We start from the raw sequence: 21513 nt of genomic DNA on the forward strand, positions 1-21513 counted from the left end.
TTAATTTCAATCTAATCACAGAAAAACATTTACATTCCACGGCTTTTTTACACTTTAATGACCTGCCATAGCTAAAAGTTCTTTGGCGTGTTCCAGCGTTAAATCTGTCACTTCTGAACCTGCTAACATACGGGCGATTTCATTCACCCGTTTATTCGGGGCTAATTCAGAGACGATCGTTTGGGTCCGTCCATGGCTAATTTCTTTTTTAATGTAATATTGATAATCGGCAATGGCGGCCACTTGTGGCAAGTGGGTAATACATAGAACTTGTGAGTTTTCAGCAATTTTAGCGATTTTCTCGGCAATAGCTTGTGCGACCCTGCCACTCACGCCAGTATCAACTTCATCAAAAACAATACTTGTAATGCCCTGACTTTGAGAAAAAATGGTTTTTAATGCTAACAACATCCGCGATAATTCCCCACCAGACGCGACTTTGACTAATGGTTTTAACGGTTCTCCCGGATTTGTAGTCAAATAAAATTCAACTTCATCAAACCCATTTTCATGGAGTACTTTTTTACCATTTTTAAACCGTACTTCAAATTGACTGTGTTCCATATAGAGTTCTTTTAACTCGGTTACAATTGCTTTGGCAAGTTTTCTAGCAATTTCTTTGCGCTCTTGGTGTAATTCTTCAGCTAAGTGCCAAGTAATTTCTTCTTGGGCACTGACCTCTTTTGCTAATTGTTCCAACTGTCCTTCAGAAAAAGCCGATTCTGCCAATTCTTTTTTTATTTCATCATAGTAAACTAAAATTTCTGAAATAGTTTCACCATATTTACGTTTTAATTGGCGAATTAATTCCAAACGTTGGTTAACCTCTTCTAGGCGACCTTCATCAAAGGATAAACTATCTAATTGCCGGGAAATATCCCCAGCAGCATCTTGTAACAGATAAAAAGCAGATTGTAAATTTTCACTGACTGTTTCGTATTCACTATCCAAATGCGCAATATCTTGCATACTCGTTAAAGCTGCACCGATTCCATCTAAACTATTTGCTTCATCATTGGTTAAAAGCGCATAACTTTGGGCCAAACTATCGACAATTTTTTGATAGTTACCCAATTTTGCTCGTTCTTCTGCTAATTCTTCTTCTTCGTTTGGTACTAAATTTGCGCTGGCAATTTCATCTTGCTGAAAATGCAGCATATCCACTCTTTGTACATAGGACTGTTCATTGGCTTGAATTTTACGCATCTGCTGGTTCAAATGGGTAAATTTTTCATAGGCTCGTTGATACTTTTCCAATAACCCATGAAATTTTTTACCACCGAATTGATCCAATAAATGCAAATGACGTTCCGGCTGCAAAAGTTCTTGATGTTCATTTTGCCCTTGAATATCAACTAAAAAAGCCCCAATCCGGCGCAAATTAGCCAACGTCAATGTGCGCCCGTTCACGCGACAAATATTTTTACCACTTTGGCTAATGTCCCGCTGCACTATTAATAATTCCTCTTCTGTTTCAATGCCTAATTCTTGTAATAGTTCACTAAATTGACTGTCTTTAGGCAATTCAAATAAGCCTTCTAGACTACATTTACTGCTGCCTTCACGAATATAATCACTCGATCCACGACTACCACACAAAAGGCCCATCGCATCAATAATAATCGACTTGCCTGCTCCTGTTTCCCCGGTTAAGGCAGTCATTCCTTCATGAAACTGCAGTCGTAGGCTGGAAATAATGGCAAAATTTTTAATCGCTAATTCTACTAACATCTGCCTCAACTCCTGCTTTTATAAAAAGCGTAAAAATTCCCGACGTAAATCTTGCGCTGCCGTTTCCGTCCTGGTAATCATTAAAACCGTATCATCATCATTTAACACCGAAAAAAGATTATCTTGAAATCTTTTTTCAATTAAATTGGCGATAGCAGACGCGTTTCCGGGTAATGTTTTTAACACCACAAATTTTTCCATCTGATCGACAGAAACAAAGGCATCTTTTAACATTTTTTCTAATTTTGCGCCTACATCTTCTGCTGTTTCAGCTGGTAGACTATAACGATAGCCACCTTCTTGGGATGGTACTTTGATTAATTTTAATTCTTTTATATCACGAGAAATCGTTGCTTGTGTAACCACAACACCGCGACTTTTTAACAAATCAACAAAGTCTTCTTGTTTTTGGATATTCTTTTCTGTTAACAAGCGGGTAATCAAACGATGACGCTCTTTCTTTCTCATAGCTTGCTCCTTCACATAAAATAAAGCCGCAGTAAATCAAATAAATCAATTCACACGCCTTTTTCTAAAAATTATTTTACTTTGAATTCTTATTAATAATAACGTATTTTTGCGTATAAATAAAGGTAGGAGTAAAACTAAAATTGCCCTGTTACTTTCTTTAAAAATAAAAAAAATCCAAATAGTAGCTGTACTTTAGCTATTTTCACAACGCTTTAGCACAAGGAGAAACGTTGTAAAATTAAAATACAATTACTATTTGGATGATGGAGCTAAAACTTTCATTGTTTTAATTGCAGATGGGCTCTATCCACCACATCGGAAATGACAATATCTGAAGCCAGCACTGGAACTTCACTTTTTTTCAGGTGGGTGATAAACTCAATGTTTCCTTCGCCACCTTTAATTGGTGAATAGTCTAGCCCAACCACAGAAAATCCGCTGGCTACTGCCATTTTTAGCGTCTTTTCCAATACCGCTTGATGGACCTTAGGATCTCTTACAATTCCGTGTTTTCCTACTGCTTCTTTTCCAGCTTCAAATTGAGGCTTGATAAGGGCCATGACATCTCCGTTGTCCACTAGAATTTTAGCTAACGGAGGTAAAATTAAACTTAGTGAAATAAAGGAGACATCAATTGTGGCAATTTGTGGCAAGCCATCGATAAAATCATCCGGTTTACTATAACGAAAATTCGTGCGTTCCATCACGACTACCCGGGGATCTTGGCGTAGTTTCCAAGCCAATTGATTATAGCCGACATCTAATGCATAGCTTAACTTCGCACCATTTTGCAACGCCACATCAGTAAAGCCACCTGTAGAAGCGCCGATATCTAACAAAACTTTATCTTGCATCGTCAAATCAAAAACTTGTAAAGCTTTCTCTAATTTTAAACCGCCGCGAGAAACATAGGGTAATTTGGCGCCTTTTAGTTCTAATAGGGCATCTTCTGCAATCTTTTCACCGGGTTTATCCAAGCGTTCGCTATTTTTAGCTAAGTAGACTAACCCTGCCATCACACCTCTTTTAGCTTGCTCTCTGGTTTCAAATAAACCTTGTTGGTGTGCTAAAACATCTACACGTTCTTTTTTCATCTTACAACTTCGCCTCCAAGGTTAATTCTTCTGTTAACATAAGCAACAACTCTGGTTTCACCAGTGAAATTTCCTGTAATTTTTTAAGAGATTCTTTGGATGCTGCTAATTCAGCTGCTAATAATTGATAGCTTTTTTCTACCCCCAGTAAAGCTGGATAGGTACTTTTATTTAACGCGGCATCATGACCGACATTTTTACCTAATTGGGCAGTAGTCGCAGTTACGTCTAATAAATCATCGCGAATTTGAAAAGCTAGTCCTAAATGCTCCGCTAAAATAGCTAATAAGGCGATGACACTTTCCTCTTGTTGAGCCAACAAACCTCCAGCTGTCAAAGCAAACGTAAACAAGGCCCCTGTTTTGCGTTGGTGTATATAAGCCATTTCTTGTAAATTTAATAGCTTTCCTTCGGCTTGCACATCTGCCGCTTGACCAGCAACCATCCCAAAACTGCCGCTAGCTTTGGCTAGATTTTGAACTAATAATAAACGCAATTCACCGTCTAAATCAGCTCGACTTAAAAGGTGAAATGCTTCAGTCAAAAGCCCATCACCTGCTAAAGTCGCCATTCCGGCACCAAATTTCATGTGGTTTGTTGGTAAACCGCGCCGCAGTTGATCATTATCCATCGCCGGTAAATCGTCATGAATTAACGAGTAGGTGTGAATCAACTCTAGTGCTGCACTTACCTGATAGGCACCTAAATCAATTTCTTTTTCAAAACCGGCAATCGTGGCTAATAATAATAGCGGGCGTATTCTTTTGCCCCCAGCATCAATTGAATAGAGCATACTTTTAAGGAGTGTTTCATCTGTTGTCTGCTGCCTTAGAAAATTGCGCATTTCAGCTTCAACCAATGGGAGCTGATTGTTTTTAAAAGTCGTTAATAAACTCATTTTTCTTCCTCTTCAAATACAACAGTCTCACCGTTTTCTTGCATAATCTTTGTTAGTGCATCTTCGGCTTTGGTTAAAGTTTCTTGACATTGCTTGCTCAATGTAATCCCTTTTTTAAAAGCAGTCAAAGCTTCTTCCAAAGGAACATCTCCTTGTTCTAGCTGCTTTACAATAACTTCTAATTCTTGCAATGATTCTTCAAATGTTTGTTTAGCCATTATTTCCTCCATTTATAAAGACGCTGCTTTAACATTCAAGCTTTTTTTAGTTTACTCGCTTATCTTCTTATTGTCTGTCTCAGCAATGCTTTTAACTTTTGCTGTGGCCAGACCATCTTGATAGTGAACAACTAATGTATCGTCCACTACAATTTCTATAACACTTTTAATCACACTATCGTCTTTAGTAGTATAACTATAGCCTCGTCCCATAATTTTTAGCGGGCTTAATAAATCCAAAGACTGCACTGTATTTTGAAACACTTGTTGCTTTTGTTGTAACAAGTGATAAATACTTTTTTCTAAACGTTCTTGTAAATAGTTTTGTTGTTGCATTAATTCATTTACTTTATTTTTAGGATTAAATTGACGCAAATTATGATCTAGTTGCATAACTTTTTTTTCTTCTTCAAAAAGACGATTTTGCGTACTTTGCAGCAGTCGTTGTGTCAACTGATCCAATTTAATCGCTTGAGCTTCATACAATCGTTCCGGCTGGCGCAAGACATACGAAGCACTTAGACGTTCATAACGTTCCTTTTTCAAGGCTAGTTGATGCATAAAGGCTTGTTCTAGTCGCGTTTGTCGTTCTTTAATTTTTAAAATCTCATCACTTAACACCGGTACCGCCAATTCGGCTGCGGCAGTCGGTGTTGCCGCTCTCACATCCGCTACTAAATCGGCAATCGTTGTATCTGTTTCATGTCCCACCGAAGAAATAATCGGCGTTTTAGCTGCAAAAATTGCCCGTGCAACTTTTTCTTCATTGAATGGCCACAAATCCTCAATCGAGCCACCCCCGCGGCCAATAATCATCGTATCAAAATCTCCACTGGCTTCTACACGTTCAATATTAGCTACGACATCTCCGGCTGCTTTATCTCCTTGTACCACGGTTGGAAACAACGTAATCTCAGCAATCGGATACCGTCTTTTCACAGTCGTCATAATATCACGAATGACGGCTCCACTAGGACTGGTTAAAACGGCAATTTTTTTAGGATATTTGGGTAAAGCTTTCTTTGGCGCTAAAAACAGGCCCTCTTTTTCCAGCTTTGCCTTTAATTGTTCATAAGCTTGATACAAAGCTCCGACGCCATCAGGTTCCATTTGTTCAACATAAATTTGATAATTTCCACTTGCTTCATAAAGGGAAATACGCCCTACAATAAAAACCTTCATTCCTTCTTCTGGCTGAAATTTTAGTTTACTAAACGCGCCTTTAAACATTACCGCAGAAATTTTAGCTCCATCATCTTTTAATGAGAAATATTGATGATTAGGTCGCAAGCGAAAATTTGAGATTTCACCAGTCAAGTACACTTTTTCCAAATACGGATCTGCATCAAATTTACGTTTCAAATACTTGGTTAATGCTGTGACTGTTAAATACTCCTGCGCCATTTAAACACCTGATTTCTGCATATTATAAGCTTTGATTGTTTGATACAACAACATCGTAATCGTCATAGGCCCTACACCACCAGGAACTGGCGTAATAAAATCGGCAATCGGCTCCACCGCAGCAAAATCAACGTCACCGATCAACTTATTATTTGCATCGCGATTCATGCCCACATCGACCACGACGGCACCTTTTTTTACATAACTTTCATCCACTAAATGTCCGACACCTACTGCTGCAACTAAAATATCAGCTTGTCTAGCAATTTCTGGTAAATTTTTGGTTTTGGAATGAGTAATCGTTACTGTCGCGTTTTCCTGTAACAAAAGATGGGCCATTGGTTTACCAACAATATTACTACGACCAATCACTACCGCATTTTTCCCGGCTACTGAAATATCGTAAGCTGCTAAAAGTTTCATAATTCCATAAGGGGTACATGGAACCATCAAGGGATCTCCAGCAAACAAACGGCCAATGTTTAAAGGATGAAAGCCATCCACATCTTTTTTGGGGTCAATGGCCATGATGACTTTTTCTTCATCAATATGGGCAGGAAGCGGCAATTGGACTAAGATTCCATGAAAACGTGGATCTTGATTATAAGTTTCGATTAAAGCCAATAATTCTTTTTCAGTAATATCAGCTGCCCGTCGATCAACTTTAGAATAAATTCCCATCTTACCTGCTGCCGTTTCTTTATTACGAACATAAATTTTGCTGGCAGCATCTTCGCCTACTAAAATTACGACTAAACCAGGTGCAGTTCCATCATTTTCTTTAATCTTTTGAACTTCAACTTTCATTTTTGCCTGCATCGTTGTTGCTAATTTTTTTCCATCTAATAATTGGGCCACACAATCGCCTCTTTCATTCATTTAGACCTATTCTAGCACAGGGGAGTTTTATTGTGAAAGTTCCCGCGATATTTTGTAAGAATTTACCATTGAAAAATAAAATCAACTCACAGCATATAAAGGCTTGGCAAATTCACTTAACTTTTGAGTAATTCAGGCAAAATATTTTTAAAATGCTCTCTTAATTTTTGAAATACTTTACAGATTGCCACTAAAGTTGATTTTTGAAGTAAACTACCAATAAAATTGACTAAAAAGCAGATTCCCTCGTGTCTTAAAAAAATTCTAATCACTAAAAAAAACAGGTGAAAATCATTTAAGATTCTCACCTGCCTTAATTTACTTCACTACAGTTTATCCTTATCGGCCACTTCTTTAGTCAAATCCGTATTAATTGCGGATAAAACCCCATTGACGAATTTACGTGATTGATCATCGCTAAATGTCTTGGTCAGTTCCAAGGCTTCGTTTAAGGCCACTTTGTTGGGAACATCTTTTTCATACATCATTTCGTAGCTGGCAATGCGTAAAATACACAAATCCATTTTAGAAAGACGTTTAATACTCCAACCTTTTTTTAAATGTTTTTGAATCAATTCATCTAAGGCTACTTTATGTTCACACACACCTACTACTAATTGATCTAAATATGCAGGAACAAAATTTTCTTGTTCTGCGTCCACCATTTCGTGGTGCTCTAATTCGATTGCTTGCATAATGGCATCTTTTTTGTCTAAATCCTGGTTAAAATCTAAGGGAAATAAAGCTTGTAAGGCCATTTTTCGGATCTCGTGACGAGATAATTCTTTACTCATTTTCTTCCTCATTTTCAAATAATTCATCTAAATCTGGTGTTTCAATTTTTTCTGGTACGACAGCAACAACATGAACGTTTACCTCAGTTAATTCAACATCTGTCATAAAGAGTACTTGTTGTTTCACTCGTTCTTGAATTTCCATCGCTGTTTTTGGCACAGAAACACCATACTTCATATAGCAGTAAAGGTCAACCTTAATCCCGGTCTCGTCAATTGTTAAAGAAACACCTTTACCATGGTTTGAACGACCTAATAGTTGGGTCACATTACTCGTAAAGCTTCCTTGCATGTCATAGACACCGTCAACCTTGGAAGCGGCAATCCCAATAATAATCTCAATCACTTCAGGAGCGATTACAATTTCTCCTAAATCTTGATTTGCATCTAATACTAAATTCTTTTCGTCAGCCACAATGACGTCCCCCAGTCTAATTACAATTATGCGCGTGAAACATATGAACCGTCAGTTGTATTAATAATCAATTTATCACCTTGATTAACAAAAAACGGTACGTTCACGGTCACGCCAGTTTCCATGGTTGCTGGTTTACCGCCCCCAGAAGAAGTATCTCCTTTGATATTGGGTTCTGTTTCAGCAACTTCTAAAACCACAGTATTTGGTAAATCAACACCTAAAATCTCTGATCCATACATAATAACCGTGATTTCCATGTTCTCTAGCATATATTTCAGTTCGTCTTTAATTTGTTCTGTTGGAATCTCAATTTGTTCATAAGTTTCCAAGTCCATAAAAACATGGCTGTCGCCACTTTCATACAAGTATTGCATTTTACGATTATCAATTTGCGCTTTCGCAACTTTTTCACCGGCTCGGAAAGTTTTTTCTTGCACGGCGCCATTCCGCAAATTTTTTAATTTTGAACGGACAAAAGCTGCCCCTTTACCAGGTTTTACGTGTTGGAAATCTACCACACGCCAAATATCACCGTCAACTTCAATTGTTAAACCTGTTTTAAAATCATTTACTGAAATCATGGCTATCCTCCTTATTTACTAGCACCAAAAGGCTGTCTGCAATCCAGCATATTCGTTAATAGTTTATCATTATTTTAATCCAAAGGCTATAAAAACCCTCTTTGTTAGCTACAACTCTTATGTAAAACCGTTTGCGTTCACGACAAAAAAACGCAATTTTTTATCGGATAAAACCAAATAAAAAATTGCGCTTAAAAAATTACTGCAAGGCGTGTAAACCAGCCCCAATAATTCCGCCAGTGTTTGGATAAGGAGAGATAGCTAATGTACTAATACTATGACTTTGCGCAGGAACAATCCATTCTCCTAATTTTGTTTTGATTAATGGAAGTAAATCAGGATTTAGCGTCATAACACTGCCGCCAAAAACAATTTTTTGTGGGTCTAGCAATGACACGATGGTGTATATCGCCTGACTAACATCTTTGCCCCAAGCTTCCACTAAATCTTTTGCTAAGGGTTCTCCTAAGCGATAACGGCGAAAAATTTCTTCTGGTGTTACAGTCCCATCATTATAGGCTTCTTTGCCTTGTTCTGCTAAAGCAGGACCTGCCGCACTTTGCTCGACAGAATACATTTGACCATTTCTTTTCTTTAATGGAATTAAACCAAGTTCTCCGGCAAAACCATTGCCACGAATAAAGTCACCTCTAGTCATAATAGCACAAGACAATCCTGTACTAATGGTGACATAGACGAGTAATTCCTCATTTTTAAGACCAGCATAATTCCATTCTGCTCGCGTTGCTTGATAGACATCATTGTCGATCACGATATTTCCCACAGCCGGGAATGCTTCTCTTAAACGCGCGACAACTGGAAAATTTTCCCAAGCTAAATTATTTTGAAAAACTGCCACACCAGCTTTGCGGTCCACTAGACCGGGAACCCCTAGTCCTACACACACTTCATGAGGGGATAACTTACTATCAACTAACACTTGTTCGATTACGCGACAAACGACAGCAAACATTCCTTCACGATCACTAGCACTTGAAAGTAGACGGGTGATATGGGTGACATTCCCCAGTTCATCCACCAAACCACCAGCAACTTTTGTCCCCCCAATATCAATACCGATTGCATATTTCATTTTGCCATCTCCTACTGATAATTTTTGTTATAGCGCCACAAAAGACTAAGTAGCCCTGCAAGACCTACAACTTGTAACGCTAAACCTGTATAGCCAATATTTTTTTGACCATAAACGATTAATAAAAAACAGACGATAAAGACTGCTACCTGCAGCCAAAACTTCGCTTTACTCATCATAATTCCTCCATTCGATTGCCCCAGGAGCCAATGTAATCACGTAATTTTTTTTGTCTGTATAAATTTTTGACACTTGTTTTTCGTCTGTATTATTTACCACCGCATATTGTCTTTTTTCTGGATACGCATGAACTTCCACATCGGGATTTTCTGCATACCAAATGTTTAACTCTTCTTCTTTATGGGCTGCATAATAAATGGCCCGTAAAAAGATTTGTGCATTTTCTGGTGAATAAGGCATGCCACTAAAGTACACGCCACGTCCTTTAGAAAAGTCGTGGGTAGCCAATTGTACACTACCATCAAGATAGCGTAAAATTTGTGTTTCTTCCGATAGTGCATAAATATTTTTTTGCATTTCTCCAAATTCTACCTGCGTTGCTTTGTCGGTGATGAAATGTGCTGAAACTTCATCTTTAAAGTATTTATCTGTCGATAAGCTGAATCCTAATTCTTTGTCGACACCTAAAATATGCGCCAATTGGAAGAAGCGTCCATTCGCTAGATGAGCCGTTGGTTCTCCAATTCCAATTAAACCACCACCGTTTGCTACCCATTTCGTTAAAGTTGCAATTAATTGTGTATCTTGCCAATTTTTGCCACCAGAAAACGCGGTACCCGCATCTCCTACATTAATCAAAACATCAATATCTCCTGGAACACCTGCTTTTATATCCGCAAAGTTTAAAAATTCAACGGCAATTTTTTGTCCTGATAATGACTCTAAGACACCAAGATAGCTATAAATTTGTTGATACCACAAAGCGTGGGCCACCATATGAGTCTGCCATGAACGCAGTTTTCCCCAAGAGTTTAAAATACCAACTTTTATGCCTACATAAGGTTTGACATCTGCTATTCTTTCATACAAATCGCGAAATTCTGCAGTGACACTACTTACGTAATCAACAAATTCAGGAAATTTATTGGCTAGGGATAAATACCCGCCATAACCAATGCGATCGACAGGTTTACGTAAAATAGCGCGTCGCGCTGTTAACCAGTTTTCTTTGGCTTCGATTGTTGGATCATTTCCCTCATAAAAAACATCTGGGAAAAAGTACGGTAAAAATCTTCCTTCCGTGTACTTCACATGGGGAATTTCTGAAATCATTCTTAAAGTCGTTCCGTTGCCTACGCTTCCTACAACTGCATCCAAGCCAATTTCTTTAAAATAAGGTCCATAGGGCTCTGTTCCAATCCAGTTATCTCCTAGAAACATCATCGCTTCTCGTTTAGCATCATGTACAACTTCCACTAGCTTTTTGGCTTCATTTGCAACAAAGCGTTGGATGAAATCAATATAATCCAAAAAGGCTTGGGAAGGAACACGAAATGGTGAATTATAATACCCTTCATCAACAAAATCTTCAGCGTGTAATTTGTAGCCATAGGCTTGTTCAAATTCTTTTAACGCTCGCACAGATACCGTCGAACCATAACCAAACCAATCGACAAATTTTTCCTTTTTTTGATCATTGAAAAATAGTGTAAAATGATAAAAAAAGGTCGTAAAACGCACCACATCAGTATCTGGATTATCGGCTAGCCAGTTGGTCAAAAAATTACGAACAAAGGCTTTGGACTCAGGCTGTCTAATATCAAAAGGAATCTCATGGGGTTTATCTCCCCAATCGTTGGTGATATGATTGTACATTTGAGTTGGATCCCAAATCATACTGGCTAAAAAGGAAACTGTGTACTCATGATAAGGTTGCCATTTTTTTAAAGAAACGACATTTTGTTTTTGATCCACTTCCCAATCTTCATTGGCTAACTTCTCACCAGTCGTTCGATCGTATACTTCCCATAATTCTTTGGGATCTTCTCTGTAATTTGGTTGCAGTTGTTCTTCTAGATAACCTTTCATAAACCAAATTTTAGGTTCATCTTCTGTGGCACAGACCCGCTCACTTAACAAAAAAGCTTGTTGCACTTCTTCTAAGTGCTTTTGGGCAAAGTCATTGTGTCCTCTTGCTACAAAATAAGTCGTATAAATTTTTGCTCCAATTTGTTTTAGCTCTTCATCAAGCTTTGTACCATCGCTATCGCGAATGGCATCTGCCCCCCACAAAGCCATTAAACGTTTGGTTTCTGCCAAGAAGTTACTCTCACTTGGAATGGTTACTCTTCCTTTTTCCATCTTCGTCTCTCCTATTCCTTATTCCCGCCAACTGTCATTCCTTGGGTCAATTGTTTTTGAACTAAAATATATAAAATTAGTGTAGGTAACATCACGATTACTAAACCGGCGTATAATTGCCCATAATTAGCAGCAGCTTTTTGTCCGGCCATCAAATTAATTAACCCGACTGGTAACGTCTTATTCGGACCTGGAATCAACGTTAAGGCGATGATATACTCATTCCAAAAACTCAAGAAGTTAAACAAAATAACCGTAATAATACTTGGTTTTGCCAAAGGCGCCATGACGACCACCAGCGTTTTGAAAAAACCAGCGCCATCAATATAAGCTGCTTCTTCATAAGAAGAAGATAACGTACGAAAATAATTTGATAATAAATAAATCGTAAAAGGTAAGGCCGTAGCGGCATACACAAGGGCTAAAACAAAGAGATTATCAATAAAGAAACCTTGACCACTGATTTTTCGCAATGCATTATCCCCGTCCAAAAGCATTAGAAAAATCGGTACGACAATATAATTGGAGTTAATAAACAAGCCCATCATAAACAATGTATTTAAAATCCCACGGCCTTTAAATTTGAAGCGGGCTAAAACGTATGCTGCTGGGAGTGCCACAACAATTAAAATCACTAATGCCAGTGCTGTTACTTTGACTGAATTCCACATGTAAAGTCCCATGTTAGCTTTTTGGAAGGCGGCTACAAAATTGTCGAAATAAAAGCCTTTTGGTAGTGCCCACGGATCGCCGTAAAACTCTGAATTTTCTTTAATTGATGCTAAAAATACCCACGCAATCGGTACAACAATCGAAATTGCCAACGTGATGAGGGCAACATAGACAAAGATTTTATAAAGTTTTGTAGATTTTTTCATCTTGTTTCCCTCCTAAAATTCATAAACGTCACGTTTGGTAATTTTGTTTAACACTGCAGATAAGATAAACGAAAAAGTAAAGACAACCACTCCGATTGCCATCCCATAGCCATAAGAAGAATTTGTATAAGCTTGTTTATACATATAACTTAAAAATACTTCTGTTGAGCCATCTGGACCACCATTGGTCATTGCTTTGACTAATAAGAAACTTAAATTAATCGTACTAATCACAAAAAAAGTTAAGGTTGTTCGAATGGTACTCCAAGTTAGTGGCAATGTTATCGTGAAGAATTGCTGGATTGCACTCGCCCCTTCTAGAGCCGAAGCTTCATAAAGACTTTCTGGAATTGAAGCCATTGAAGCCATGTACATCACCATGTAATACCCAATTGCCTGCCAAATTAAGGCCGCCCCAATTGAATAGATAACAATTTTTTGATTACCCAGCCACAACTGTTGTAAGTTTTCAAGACGCACTGCACTTAATAAATTATTCAATAACCCGCTGCTGGGATCATAAATAGCAGAAAAAATAGCTGCAATAACAACGATTGATAAAATATTAGGGATGTAAAAAATAATCCGGAATAAATTAACACCCTTGAATTTTTCCCGCGTCAAAATTGAAGCAAAAATTAAGGCTAGAGCTAACGTAAAAATAGTAACGATAACAATTAATAAAATTGTGTTCTGGAAAGAACGGAAAAATGCCATGTCTTTAATTAAGGTCTTAAAATTATCTAACCCAACAAATGTCTTTTCAGCAGAATAACCGCCCCATTTAAATAAGGACATAAAGAAAACATTAATGGTGGGATACACCATGAAAATCAATACCAATAATGTCGCTGGGAGCAGACATAAAGTGATAAACACCTTCTTTTGTTTCTTTTCATTCATAGGATCACCTTTTTTAGTATTATTTATAAACAGATATTATTTTTTTATTTATAACTTTTACTACTTTATGATAAAAGGCTGCCACAAATTCCTTTGTCACAGCCTTTTATCTGCTACTTATTGTTTATCTGCTGCTTCACGAATTTTATCCGCCGCACTTACAACGCTATCTTGCCAGTCTTTTACTGTCTTATCGCCAGAAACAACACTGTCTACTGCGCTAAATAATGTATCCCGCATATTTACGCCTTCAACTGTTACAGTATTTTCAAGGCCACCCATTACTGCTTTGGCACCATTATCGTAAATACTGTAGAATAATTTATTGTCGCCCTCTAATTTTTCTGACATCCCTTGGATTGGTTGAATTGCGCCAGCTTCTTTAAAGATATCTGCTGCTTTATCAGAGTACATATAAGAAATGAATTTCTTACCTTCTTTTTTATTTGCAGCTCCTGTTGGCATCCACATTTGTTCAAAGAATGTATAAGAATAGCTATCACCACCTGATTCAAAGGCAGGCAAAGCAGTCATTCCCCATTCAAAACCATCAGCTCGTGGTGCATCTTTCATCTCACCAGGTACCCATGTTCCATTTGGCATGAAGATCGCTTTATCATCTAAAATTAGTTGTTGATTTTTAGTAAAGTCATTGTCATTGGCATTGGCAACTGTTGTTGTAGCCGTATATTTCGCCAATTTACCAACTGTATCAAATGCTTCTGTCGCTTCTTTAGAAGACCAAGCTCCTTTTTGATAGGTCATCGCTTCATTAAAGAATTCTGGGCCACCTGTTACAGAAAGCAAACTATACATAAATGAGTCCAAGTAACCGGCTGTTGGATAAGTAAATAATGCAATTCCTTCTTTTTTCGCTTTTTCACCTAAATCCCACATCTCATCCCAAGTTTTTGGTACTTCCCAACCTTTAGTTTTTAAAAGATTTGCATCATAGAATAAACCAGTTGGTGAATAAAACATCGGAGCCATATACGTCTTTTTGTCATTGTAAGGATTTGTTGCTAGTGTATCAATAAAGCCTGGAATCAATTTATCTTTCACGGTCTTATCTTCACCAGGTACTTTCATATCAAATACATCTGTTAAATCTTCCAAGTTTTTGTCTTTGATAAAGGTTTCGGTCAACCCCGCTTCACGCCCGGTCGCAAGTAAGATTACATCTGGATAGTTTCCTGCTTTCATATTTGGACTAATGACATCTTCTAGTTTTTTGTCAACGGTCAATTCTACGGTCACGCCGGGATTGTCTTTTTCGTATGCAGCTTTTACTTTATCCCACATATCTGCGCCATAGGCAGATTCTAGTGCCGCCACTTTCAAAACTTTTTTATCTCCTGCTGCTTTGTCTCCGTTGCTGCCGTCAGTACTGCCACCACCGCCACAACCTGCTAGTAAAAGACCTGATAACCCCAAAGCTAATACCAATCCTAATGCTTTTTTCATGTCGGATTCCTCCCTCATTTGATGGCTTAAGTATACCTTTATTGTAAGCGCTTTAGTTTTAAAATATTGGTCGTTTTTTTAGAAATATTTATAAATTCCCGATTTAGTAAAATATACTAAAACTAACGGTGGTGTTTACGATATTGATTAGGGGAAGTGCCAATCCCTTTTTTAAAGGCTTGGTTAAAATAAGATTGCGAAGTAAAACCCGCAATTTCTGCAATTTGACCAACAGAATAGTCGGTACTAATTAATAATTCTTGGGCGTTTTCTAGACGCTTTTGCATCATATAATTCATGGGTGTTTCAGCAAAGTTCTCTTTAAAAATATGAATCATATAGTATTTATCCAAATGCAGTTGACGGGATAAAACATCTAAGGTTAGATTTTCTTTATAATGTTGATCAATAAAGTCTTTAATAATCGCGCCATCTTTTGAAATATTTTTATTTTCAATCTCGATTAAACTAAAATTATTACTGCGTAAAACTTTCACCAAAACAACTTCCGCCAATCTTTGCAAAACAGCATTTGCCCCTTGTTGTTTTTCATTTATTTCAGCAATAATCAATTTTAATAAAGGCACCATTTCGTCCAAAACATCGCGAAAAATATAGTGGCTTTCCCGCTTGTTTTGTTTAACAAAACGGATATTGTTCACTCCAATCACGATATACCATAAAGGAAATTCTCCTGATGATTTTTCGGTATGGCGTACATACGGATTAACCACGACAATATCGTGGGCTGCAATCGGATATTCTTTCCCTTCGACAATAAAACTCCCCCTACCACTTAATACGTACATAACTTCCGTAAAATAATGGGTATGTAAAGTACTATGCCAATCTTCTTCACTAAATTTAGATTGATGTACATAGATTAGCTCAGCTTGCTTTAAAACAGCATCAATTTCTTTTACCATAATTTCCCTCCTTCCTTCGAATTGTAAGCGTTATTTTCACTTAGGTCAAAATAATTCTCGCATTTCTTTTTGCAAATAAAAAAATACTATTAACATTCGGGTCAAATTAGAAAAAAACATAAAAAATGCGTTACCAACAAGTAGTAACGCATTTTTTTGCTTAGTAGCTTATAAAATAATCAGCTCTTTTGGTGAGCGAGTTAAGACTTCATTCCCAGAAGCTGTAATTAATAAATCATCTTCAATTCTCACACCACCGATTCCCGGTAAATAAATTCCTGGTTCATCTGTAATGACGTTATTTACAACAAACTGTTTATCTGCTCTAAAGGAAACATTTGGTCCTTCATGAATTTCTAAACCAATACCATGACCGGTAGAATGTCCGAATGCTTCGCCATATCCAGCCGCTGCAATGTGGTCTCTGGCAATGGCATCTAATTGAATACCGGTTAAACCTGGTTGTGCTGCTTCAATTACTTTTAATTGTGCTTCTAACACAATTTGATAAATTTCTTTTAGCTTTTCGCCTGGGTCGCCGATTGCAAATGTTCTCGTCATATCCGAAACATATCCCTCATAATAACAACCAAAGTCTAACGTAATTAAATCACCTTGTTCAATTATTTTATCACTGGCAACCCCATGAGGCATTGCAGAACGAAGACCACTTGCTACAATCGTGTCAAAAGAGACGCTGGTTGCGCCAAGAGAGCGCATATAAAAGTCAAGTTGATTGGCAACCTCAATTTCAGTCATACCCGGACGAATAAATTTTAAAACATGTTCAAAACCTTGATCGGCAATTTGGCATGCTTTTTGGATAAGTGCAATCTCATTTTCATCTTTTACTTCCCGCAGCGTTTCAATCATTCCTGCAATAGGAATGAGCGGTGTTTCTTCTATGATTTCTTCTAAAACAGAGTATTCAGCAAAGCTAATATAGTTTTCTTCAAAGGCTAGCGCAGTGATATTTTCTTGTTGACATAATGCCGCTACTTCGTCAAAAATTGGTCCTACATTTTTAATAATTTCAAAATCAGGCGCTTGTGCGCTAGCTTGTTCTGTATAGCGAAAATCCGTCACAAAAAACGCTTTGTTTAATGTGATAACAGCTAAACCTGTCGTGCCAGTAAAATTGGTTAAGTAACGCAAATTATATGGACTTGTCACTAAAAAGCCATCGACTTGTTCTTTGCGCATCGCTGCTCGTAATTTTTCTACTCGTAACATCATGTTGAATTCCTTCTTTCTTTTGACTTTCCCAATCATTATAGCAAATATAAGAGAAAATAAAAAAGATTGCGACAAAACTATCTTTCTTTACGGATACAAATGTTATTTCCCATTCATATCCGTCACAACTACAAAAAGTAGTTGCGTACAGCATAGTTTTTCACAACCTTTTAATCATTATTTGGCTTTACCAAAAAAGAAAGATACTACCGCTACAACGATTACCGCACCTAAAATCGATGGGATAATCGCCATGCCCGCAATATCAGGTCCCATATTGCCAAACAGTGCTTGTCCGACTGAAGCCCCTGCCAATCCGGCAATAATATTAAACAAACATCCCCGTTTTTCACCGGTAATTGCTCCTGCAATTGCTCCAATCACAGCACCCACAATTAATGTCCAAAGCATTTTTTTCACTCCTTTTACAAAAACTACAAAAATAAAGTTTCTAACAAATAACTAGGCTGTCTATAAGCTATTTAAAATTTATCTTCAATTTATGGTAACATATTTCAAAATAATAACGAAAACATTGACTCAAAGAACGCCTTTTTTTCAATCTTTTGTGGTCATCAAAAGTTGTTAACGACACTAACTTATACCAAATAGTTACATCTAATTTCTAAGTTTCAACGTAATTTTCAACAACCCAACTAGAGTAGGAAAAGCTAACGAAATCCTACCCCCTAAGGCAAAAAATTATTAAAGTGACTTTTTTTATTTTCATAAATTTTAGCTTTGAAAAAAGTGATTCGTGAAGCTAGTCAGTGCTAGCGCAATCAAATCAATATTTTTTTATGAAAAATTTATACTTCCTTTCTGTCAGATAAAAAATAACCATAAAAGCACATGCCTTTACGGTTACTGTTTTTTGCCCATTAATTTTACTTGCCAACTTTTTAACCCGCGTTTGACAACTTGAAAAAAAGTTAGGGAACGTACCAAGTGATCTGCCGGTACATATTCTCTGATGGCACGTAAAACCTTTTTCGGTTGTTTTGAAGAAAACGAGTAAATCCCATTTTTCTTTGTTTGAATAGCATAGCGTGGGATCCATTTTCCTTTGAAATAAACAGAAGCTACCACAAAATCTACTTCTTCCCACGGAATTTGGATGAATTTATTAATATCACGATCATTGTAAAATTCAAAGGCCTTATCACCAATCATAATCTTCCCATACTCACCAATGCCAAGATAAGATGTTGCATCAATAGTCAAATCAACTTTGCTATTTAACGACTGAACCATTACAGACACTTCCTTTATGGATATTTATTAAGTATTATAGCTATAACAACTACCAGATGTAAAACAAAAGCCCAGGGAACAACCCCTGAGCCCTTGTAAAAAATTTTGATTACATGATGTTTAATACGTGTAAACCAACACCGACAACGAATAAGCCAATGATGATAACGATTGGAGAAACTTTTTTCTTCAATAACCACATGCAAAGTAAAGTTAGTAATAAACCAGCAAGACCTGGAATTAATTGATCCAAGTTGTCTTGTAAGGTAGTTACTTTTGTAGGAGTTTGGGAAAGACCCGCACCTACTTGACTGAAGGCTTCTTGAATACCTTTCCAGCCGTCAGGTAATTTATCCCAGTGAATAAATGCTTTGTCGTCTAATTGAACTTCAGAAACAACCGGCGTAAATTTAACACTTACCCAACGTTGTACTAATGAACCTAAAACGAACATACCTAAGATAGAAGCACCTTTTGTAACTTTTTGTAACAAACCACCTGATAAGTCATCAGTAATTTTTGAACCAGCTTGGTAACCAAATTCTTGTGTGTACCACAAGAAAGCAATCCGGATAATATTCCAAGCAAAGAAGAATAATAATGGACCCATAATGCTGCCGCTCATTGCAAGAGAAGCACCTAAGGCACCTAACATTGGACGTACAGTAAACCAGAATACTGGGTCACCGACACCAGCTAAAGGTCCCATCATACCAACTTTAACCCCTTGAATTGCTACATCATCAACAGGTGCACCATTCGCACGTTCTTCTTCAAGGGCTAAAGTAACCCCTAATACTGGAGCTGCTAAATATGGATGAGTATTAAAGAATTCCAAGTGGCGTTTTAAAGCTGCCGCACGATCTTCTTTGGTTGTATATAATTTTTTAATTGCTGGGATCATTGCATATGCCCAACCACCGTTTTGCATACGTTCATAGTTCCATGAACCTTGAAGGAACATTGAGCGGAACATGACACTTCTACGGTCTGCTTTTGTTAATTGAATTTTTTCAGCCATTGTTTGTTCTCCTCCTTCAAGATTAATAGTCGTTCAAAATATCGCCTAATGGGTCGCCTGTGTTACCGCCACCGCCATTACCTGAACCACCAGTTTCTTCTAAGTGTAGGTAAATTAAAGCGATAGAAATAGCTAAAGCACCTAATGCGATTAATGTTAATTGTGAAATAGCCGCTACCACAAAACCGATAGCAAAGAATGGCCATACTTCACGAGTTGCCATCATGTTAATAACCATTGCATAACCAACGGCTACTACCATACCACCACCGATTGCCATACCATCTGTTAACCAAGCAGGCATAGATTCTAAGAAGCCACGTACTGTGTCAGCAGGAATCAATAGTAAAGCGGCAGCAGGAATAGCAATACGTAAGCCTTGCATACAAATTGCAACCCATTGCCATAGTTCAATTTTACGGTAGTCGCCTTCTTCAGCAGCGCTATCCATGATATGGATAATTGGCACAGCTAAAGTACGTGCGATCATTGTTAAGAACAAACCAGCAACAGCTAGTGGGATAGCAACGGCAACAGCAGATGCAACACCAGCTTTTCCTTGTCCACCTAAAACTAAAATAATTGCGGATGCGACAGCTGCCAAAGCAGCATCTGGTGCAACTGCGGCACCGATATTTGCCCAACCTAGGGCGATCATTTGTAGTGAACCACCCAAGATGATTCCGACTTCTAAGTTACCAGTTACTAAACCGATCAACGTACATGCTACTAGTGGTTGGTGGAATTGCCATTGGTCCAAAATACCTTCCATACCAGCTAAGAAAGCAACGATGACCACTAAAATCATTTGGATTATGTTTAAATCGTGCATGATTAAGCCTCCTCTTTCTTATGACTAATTGGCGTTTGCCAATTCAGTTTTTGCTTTTTTCAACAATTCGTCAAAGTTTTCTTTTGAGTTAGCTGGTACTTTACGTACGTCAAAAGTAATTCCTTTGTCTTTTAATGTTTCAAAAGTTTGAACGTCTTCATTATTCATTGATAACACTTTGTTGACTTGAACTTTACCAACTGAATGGGCCATAGAACCAACGTTAACTTCTTTAATATCAACGCCACCTTCAACAGCTTTCAACAAATCTTCTGGGTTTTCAAACAACAATAACGCTTTTGTATTACCAAAACGTGGGTCTTTTGCTATTTCAATCATTTTAGAGATTGGAATAACGTTAGCTTTAACACCTGGAGGAGCAGCCTGTTCGATTAATTTTTTACGTAAATCATCTTTGGCAACTGCATCAGAAACAACAATGATGCGGTTAGGACCAACTGCTTTTGTCCAAGCTGTTGCGACTTGACCGTGTAATAAACGAGAGTCAATTCGTGCTAAAACAAATTTGATATGACCATCGCCTAAAACTGTACCTTCAGGAATAGCACCTGTTGGTTGTCCTGTTCCAGCTGCTGCTGGAGCCGCGGTTTGTGGTTCTAATTCTTCTGGTTTAACCCGGACACCTTCCTTTGCAGTTTCAATGATATGAGCTGCAATTTCTTGTGCAGAGTTCATTGAAAAGCGTGAAGCGTATGCTTCAATGACCATTGGCAAGTTCATGCCGGCAACAATTGCCCATTTGTCTTTGTGGGCTTCAAACAAGTTATTCGCTTGGTTGAATGGTGTTCCGCCCCAAAGATCGACCAAGAATAATACTTCATCTTGATCATCAAAAGAACTAATCGCTGCTTCCATTTTGGCTCTTACATCATCGGGACCTTCGCTTGGCATTAAAGTTACTGCTTTAACATTTTCTTGTTCTCCGAAAATCATTGCGCCGGATTGCAAGATGCCTTCAGCGAATTCTCCGTGACTAGCCAGGATAATTCCTACCATCTGTATACCTCCTATAACATTTTTGTTTTACTAATCGTCTAAGGGATAAATAAATAATTTCTCAAAAATGCGACGATTA

General features: G+C 37.7%; 23 protein-coding genes. All 23 read right to left on the reverse strand.

Features of this window, described 5'->3' with window-relative positions:
- Positions 1-54: 54 nt before the first annotated feature.
- Positions 55-1731, reverse strand: a complete 1677-nt coding sequence (gene recN, locus K4422_RS02215; RefSeq protein ID WP_206903874.1) for a DNA repair protein RecN — start codon at positions 1729-1731, stop codon at positions 55-57.
- A gap of 18 nt (positions 1732-1749) precedes the next feature.
- Entirely contained in the window at positions 1750-2199 is a 450-nt protein-coding gene (gene argR / locus K4422_RS02220; protein WP_206903873.1) for an arginine repressor, read from the reverse strand.
- Positions 2200-2480: 281 nt separating this feature from the next.
- Positions 2481-3296 (reverse strand): TlyA family RNA methyltransferase, encoded by an 816-nt coding sequence (locus tag K4422_RS02225; protein WP_230708903.1) that lies wholly within the window; start codon positions 3294-3296, stop codon positions 2481-2483.
- A gap of 1 nt (position 3297) precedes the next feature.
- The gene (locus tag K4422_RS02230; protein WP_206903871.1) at positions 3298-4194 is read right to left on the reverse strand and encodes a polyprenyl synthetase family protein; all 897 of its coding nucleotides are present in this window, start codon (positions 4192-4194) and stop codon (positions 3298-3300) included.
- The gene (locus K4422_RS02235; protein ID WP_206903870.1) at positions 4191-4412 is read right to left on the reverse strand and encodes an exodeoxyribonuclease VII small subunit; all 222 of its coding nucleotides are present in this window, start codon (positions 4410-4412) and stop codon (positions 4191-4193) included. The genes K4422_RS02230 and K4422_RS02235 overlap by 4 nt, the downstream gene beginning before the upstream one ends.
- Positions 4413-4463: 51 nt before the next feature.
- The gene (gene xseA / locus K4422_RS02240) at positions 4464-5816 is read right to left on the reverse strand and encodes an exodeoxyribonuclease VII large subunit (RefSeq protein WP_230708904.1); all 1353 of its coding nucleotides are present in this window, start codon (positions 5814-5816) and stop codon (positions 4464-4466) included.
- Positions 5817-6674 (reverse strand): bifunctional methylenetetrahydrofolate dehydrogenase/methenyltetrahydrofolate cyclohydrolase, encoded by an 858-nt coding sequence (locus K4422_RS02245; protein ID WP_206903868.1) that lies wholly within the window; start codon positions 6672-6674, stop codon positions 5817-5819.
- Positions 6675-7021: 347 nt separating this feature from the next.
- On the reverse strand, positions 7022-7489 hold the full coding sequence (gene nusB, locus K4422_RS02250) for a transcription antitermination factor NusB (protein WP_206903867.1): 468 nt from the start codon (positions 7487-7489) through the stop codon (positions 7022-7024).
- Positions 7482-7904, reverse strand: coding sequence for an Asp23/Gls24 family envelope stress response protein (locus tag K4422_RS02255; protein WP_206903866.1), 423 nt, complete (start codon positions 7902-7904; stop codon positions 7482-7484). The genes nusB and K4422_RS02255 overlap by 8 nt, the downstream gene beginning before the upstream one ends.
- Positions 7905-7930: 26 nt before the next feature.
- A complete protein-coding gene (gene efp, locus K4422_RS02260) occupies positions 7931-8488 on the reverse strand; it encodes an elongation factor P (protein ID WP_206903865.1) in 558 nt (185 codons plus the stop codon).
- 199 nt (positions 8489-8687) lie between these two features.
- Positions 8688-9581 (reverse strand): ROK family protein, encoded by an 894-nt coding sequence (locus tag K4422_RS02265; RefSeq protein ID WP_206903864.1) that lies wholly within the window; start codon positions 9579-9581, stop codon positions 8688-8690.
- An 11-nt stretch (positions 9582-9592) separates the two neighbouring features.
- Positions 9593-9757 (reverse strand): DUF6903 family protein, encoded by a 165-nt coding sequence (locus tag K4422_RS02270; protein WP_206903863.1) that lies wholly within the window; start codon positions 9755-9757, stop codon positions 9593-9595.
- Positions 9750-11903 (reverse strand): 1,3-beta-galactosyl-N-acetylhexosamine phosphorylase, encoded by a 2154-nt coding sequence (gnpA, locus tag K4422_RS02275; RefSeq protein WP_230708905.1) that lies wholly within the window; start codon positions 11901-11903, stop codon positions 9750-9752. Before gnpA ends, K4422_RS02270 begins: the two co-directional genes overlap by 8 nt.
- 11 nt (positions 11904-11914) lie before the next feature.
- Complete coding sequence (locus tag K4422_RS02280) at positions 11915-12781, reverse strand: carbohydrate ABC transporter permease (protein ID WP_206903861.1); 867 nt, start codon at positions 12779-12781, stop codon at positions 11915-11917.
- Between the two features lie 12 nt (positions 12782-12793).
- Positions 12794-13684, reverse strand: a complete 891-nt coding sequence (locus K4422_RS02285) for a carbohydrate ABC transporter permease (RefSeq protein WP_206903860.1) — start codon at positions 13682-13684, stop codon at positions 12794-12796.
- A gap of 117 nt (positions 13685-13801) precedes the next feature.
- Positions 13802-15148 (reverse strand): carbohydrate ABC transporter substrate-binding protein, encoded by a 1347-nt coding sequence (locus tag K4422_RS02290; RefSeq protein WP_206903859.1) that lies wholly within the window; start codon positions 15146-15148, stop codon positions 13802-13804.
- Between the two features lie 122 nt (positions 15149-15270).
- Positions 15271-16074: a helix-turn-helix domain-containing protein gene (locus K4422_RS02295; protein ID WP_206903858.1), complete on the reverse strand. Its 804-nt coding sequence runs from the start codon at positions 16072-16074 to the stop codon at positions 15271-15273.
- Between the two features lie 168 nt (positions 16075-16242).
- A complete protein-coding gene (locus K4422_RS02300; protein ID WP_206903914.1) occupies positions 16243-17310 on the reverse strand; it encodes a M24 family metallopeptidase in 1068 nt (355 codons plus the stop codon).
- Between the two features lie 177 nt (positions 17311-17487).
- Positions 17488-17721: a GlsB/YeaQ/YmgE family stress response membrane protein gene (locus tag K4422_RS02305; protein ID WP_206903857.1), complete on the reverse strand. Its 234-nt coding sequence runs from the start codon at positions 17719-17721 to the stop codon at positions 17488-17490.
- A gap of 453 nt (positions 17722-18174) precedes the next feature.
- Entirely contained in the window at positions 18175-18564 is a 390-nt protein-coding gene (locus K4422_RS02310; protein WP_206903856.1) for a DUF956 family protein, read from the reverse strand.
- A gap of 109 nt (positions 18565-18673) precedes the next feature.
- Positions 18674-19585, reverse strand: a complete 912-nt coding sequence (locus K4422_RS02315) for a PTS system mannose/fructose/sorbose family transporter subunit IID (protein WP_206903855.1) — start codon at positions 19583-19585, stop codon at positions 18674-18676.
- A gap of 22 nt (positions 19586-19607) precedes the next feature.
- Positions 19608-20417: a PTS mannose/fructose/sorbose transporter subunit IIC gene (locus K4422_RS02320; RefSeq protein ID WP_206903854.1), complete on the reverse strand. Its 810-nt coding sequence runs from the start codon at positions 20415-20417 to the stop codon at positions 19608-19610.
- Positions 20418-20441: 24 nt separating this feature from the next.
- Positions 20442-21434: a mannose/fructose/sorbose PTS transporter subunit IIB gene (locus K4422_RS02325; RefSeq protein WP_206903853.1), complete on the reverse strand. Its 993-nt coding sequence runs from the start codon at positions 21432-21434 to the stop codon at positions 20442-20444.
- Between the last annotated feature and the right edge of the window lie 79 nt (positions 21435-21513).

Origin of the sequence: Enterococcus sp. SMC-9, assembly GCF_021011285.1 — a bacterium.
GTDB classification, from domain to species: Bacteria; Bacillota; Bacilli; order Lactobacillales; family Enterococcaceae; genus Enterococcus_C; species Enterococcus_C montenegrensis.

What these genes read in the sequence shown, in the direction of transcription:
- nusB (WP_206903867.1), bottom strand. Translation starts at nt 7,489, where the DNA reads ATGAGTAAAGAATTATCTCGTCACGAGATCCGAAAAATGGCCTTACAA.
- efp (WP_206903865.1), bottom strand. Translation starts at nt 8,488, where the DNA reads ATGATTTCAGTAAATGATTTTAAAACAGGTTTAACAATTGAAGTTGAC.
- K4422_RS02230 (WP_206903871.1), bottom strand. Translation starts at nt 4,194, where the DNA reads ATGAGTTTATTAACGACTTTTAAAAACAATCAGCTCCCATTGGTTGAA.
- K4422_RS02225 (WP_230708903.1), bottom strand. Translation starts at nt 3,296, where the DNA reads ATGAAAAAAGAACGTGTAGATGTTTTAGCACACCAACAAGGTTTATTT.
- K4422_RS02285 (WP_206903860.1), bottom strand. Translation starts at nt 13,684, where the DNA reads ATGAATGAAAAGAAACAAAAGAAGGTGTTTATCACTTTATGTCTGCTC.
- K4422_RS02305 (WP_206903857.1), bottom strand. Translation starts at nt 17,721, where the DNA reads ATGCTTTGGACATTAATTGTGGGTGCTGTGATTGGAGCAATTGCAGGA.
- K4422_RS02280 (WP_206903861.1), bottom strand. Translation starts at nt 12,781, where the DNA reads ATGAAAAAATCTACAAAACTTTATAAAATCTTTGTCTATGTTGCCCTC.
- K4422_RS02290 (WP_206903859.1), bottom strand. Translation starts at nt 15,148, where the DNA reads ATGAAAAAAGCATTAGGATTGGTATTAGCTTTGGGGTTATCAGGTCTT.
- K4422_RS02295 (WP_206903858.1), bottom strand. Translation starts at nt 16,074, where the DNA reads ATGGTAAAAGAAATTGATGCTGTTTTAAAGCAAGCTGAGCTAATCTAT.
- argR (WP_206903873.1), bottom strand. Translation starts at nt 2,199, where the DNA reads ATGAGAAAGAAAGAGCGTCATCGTTTGATTACCCGCTTGTTAACAGAA.
- K4422_RS02315 (WP_206903855.1), bottom strand. Translation starts at nt 19,585, where the DNA reads ATGGCTGAAAAAATTCAATTAACAAAAGCAGACCGTAGAAGTGTCATG.
- gnpA (WP_230708905.1), bottom strand. Translation starts at nt 11,903, where the DNA reads ATGGAAAAAGGAAGAGTAACCATTCCAAGTGAGAGTAACTTCTTGGCA.
- K4422_RS02325 (WP_206903853.1), bottom strand. Translation starts at nt 21,434, where the DNA reads ATGGTAGGAATTATCCTGGCTAGTCACGGAGAATTCGCTGAAGGCATC.
- K4422_RS02300 (WP_206903914.1), bottom strand. Translation starts at nt 17,310, where the DNA reads ATGATGTTACGAGTAGAAAAATTACGAGCAGCGATGCGCAAAGAACAA.
- K4422_RS02270 (WP_206903863.1), bottom strand. Translation starts at nt 9,757, where the DNA reads ATGAGTAAAGCGAAGTTTTGGCTGCAGGTAGCAGTCTTTATCGTCTGT.
- K4422_RS02235 (WP_206903870.1), bottom strand. Translation starts at nt 4,412, where the DNA reads ATGGCTAAACAAACATTTGAAGAATCATTGCAAGAATTAGAAGTTATT.
- xseA (WP_230708904.1), bottom strand. Translation starts at nt 5,816, where the DNA reads ATGGCGCAGGAGTATTTAACAGTCACAGCATTAACCAAGTATTTGAAA.
- K4422_RS02265 (WP_206903864.1), bottom strand. Translation starts at nt 9,581, where the DNA reads ATGAAATATGCAATCGGTATTGATATTGGGGGGACAAAAGTTGCTGGT.
- recN (WP_206903874.1), bottom strand. Translation starts at nt 1,731, where the DNA reads ATGTTAGTAGAATTAGCGATTAAAAATTTTGCCATTATTTCCAGCCTA.
- K4422_RS02310 (WP_206903856.1), bottom strand. Translation starts at nt 18,564, where the DNA reads ATGGTTCAGTCGTTAAATAGCAAAGTTGATTTGACTATTGATGCAACA.
- K4422_RS02320 (WP_206903854.1), bottom strand. Translation starts at nt 20,417, where the DNA reads ATGCACGATTTAAACATAATCCAAATGATTTTAGTGGTCATCGTTGCT.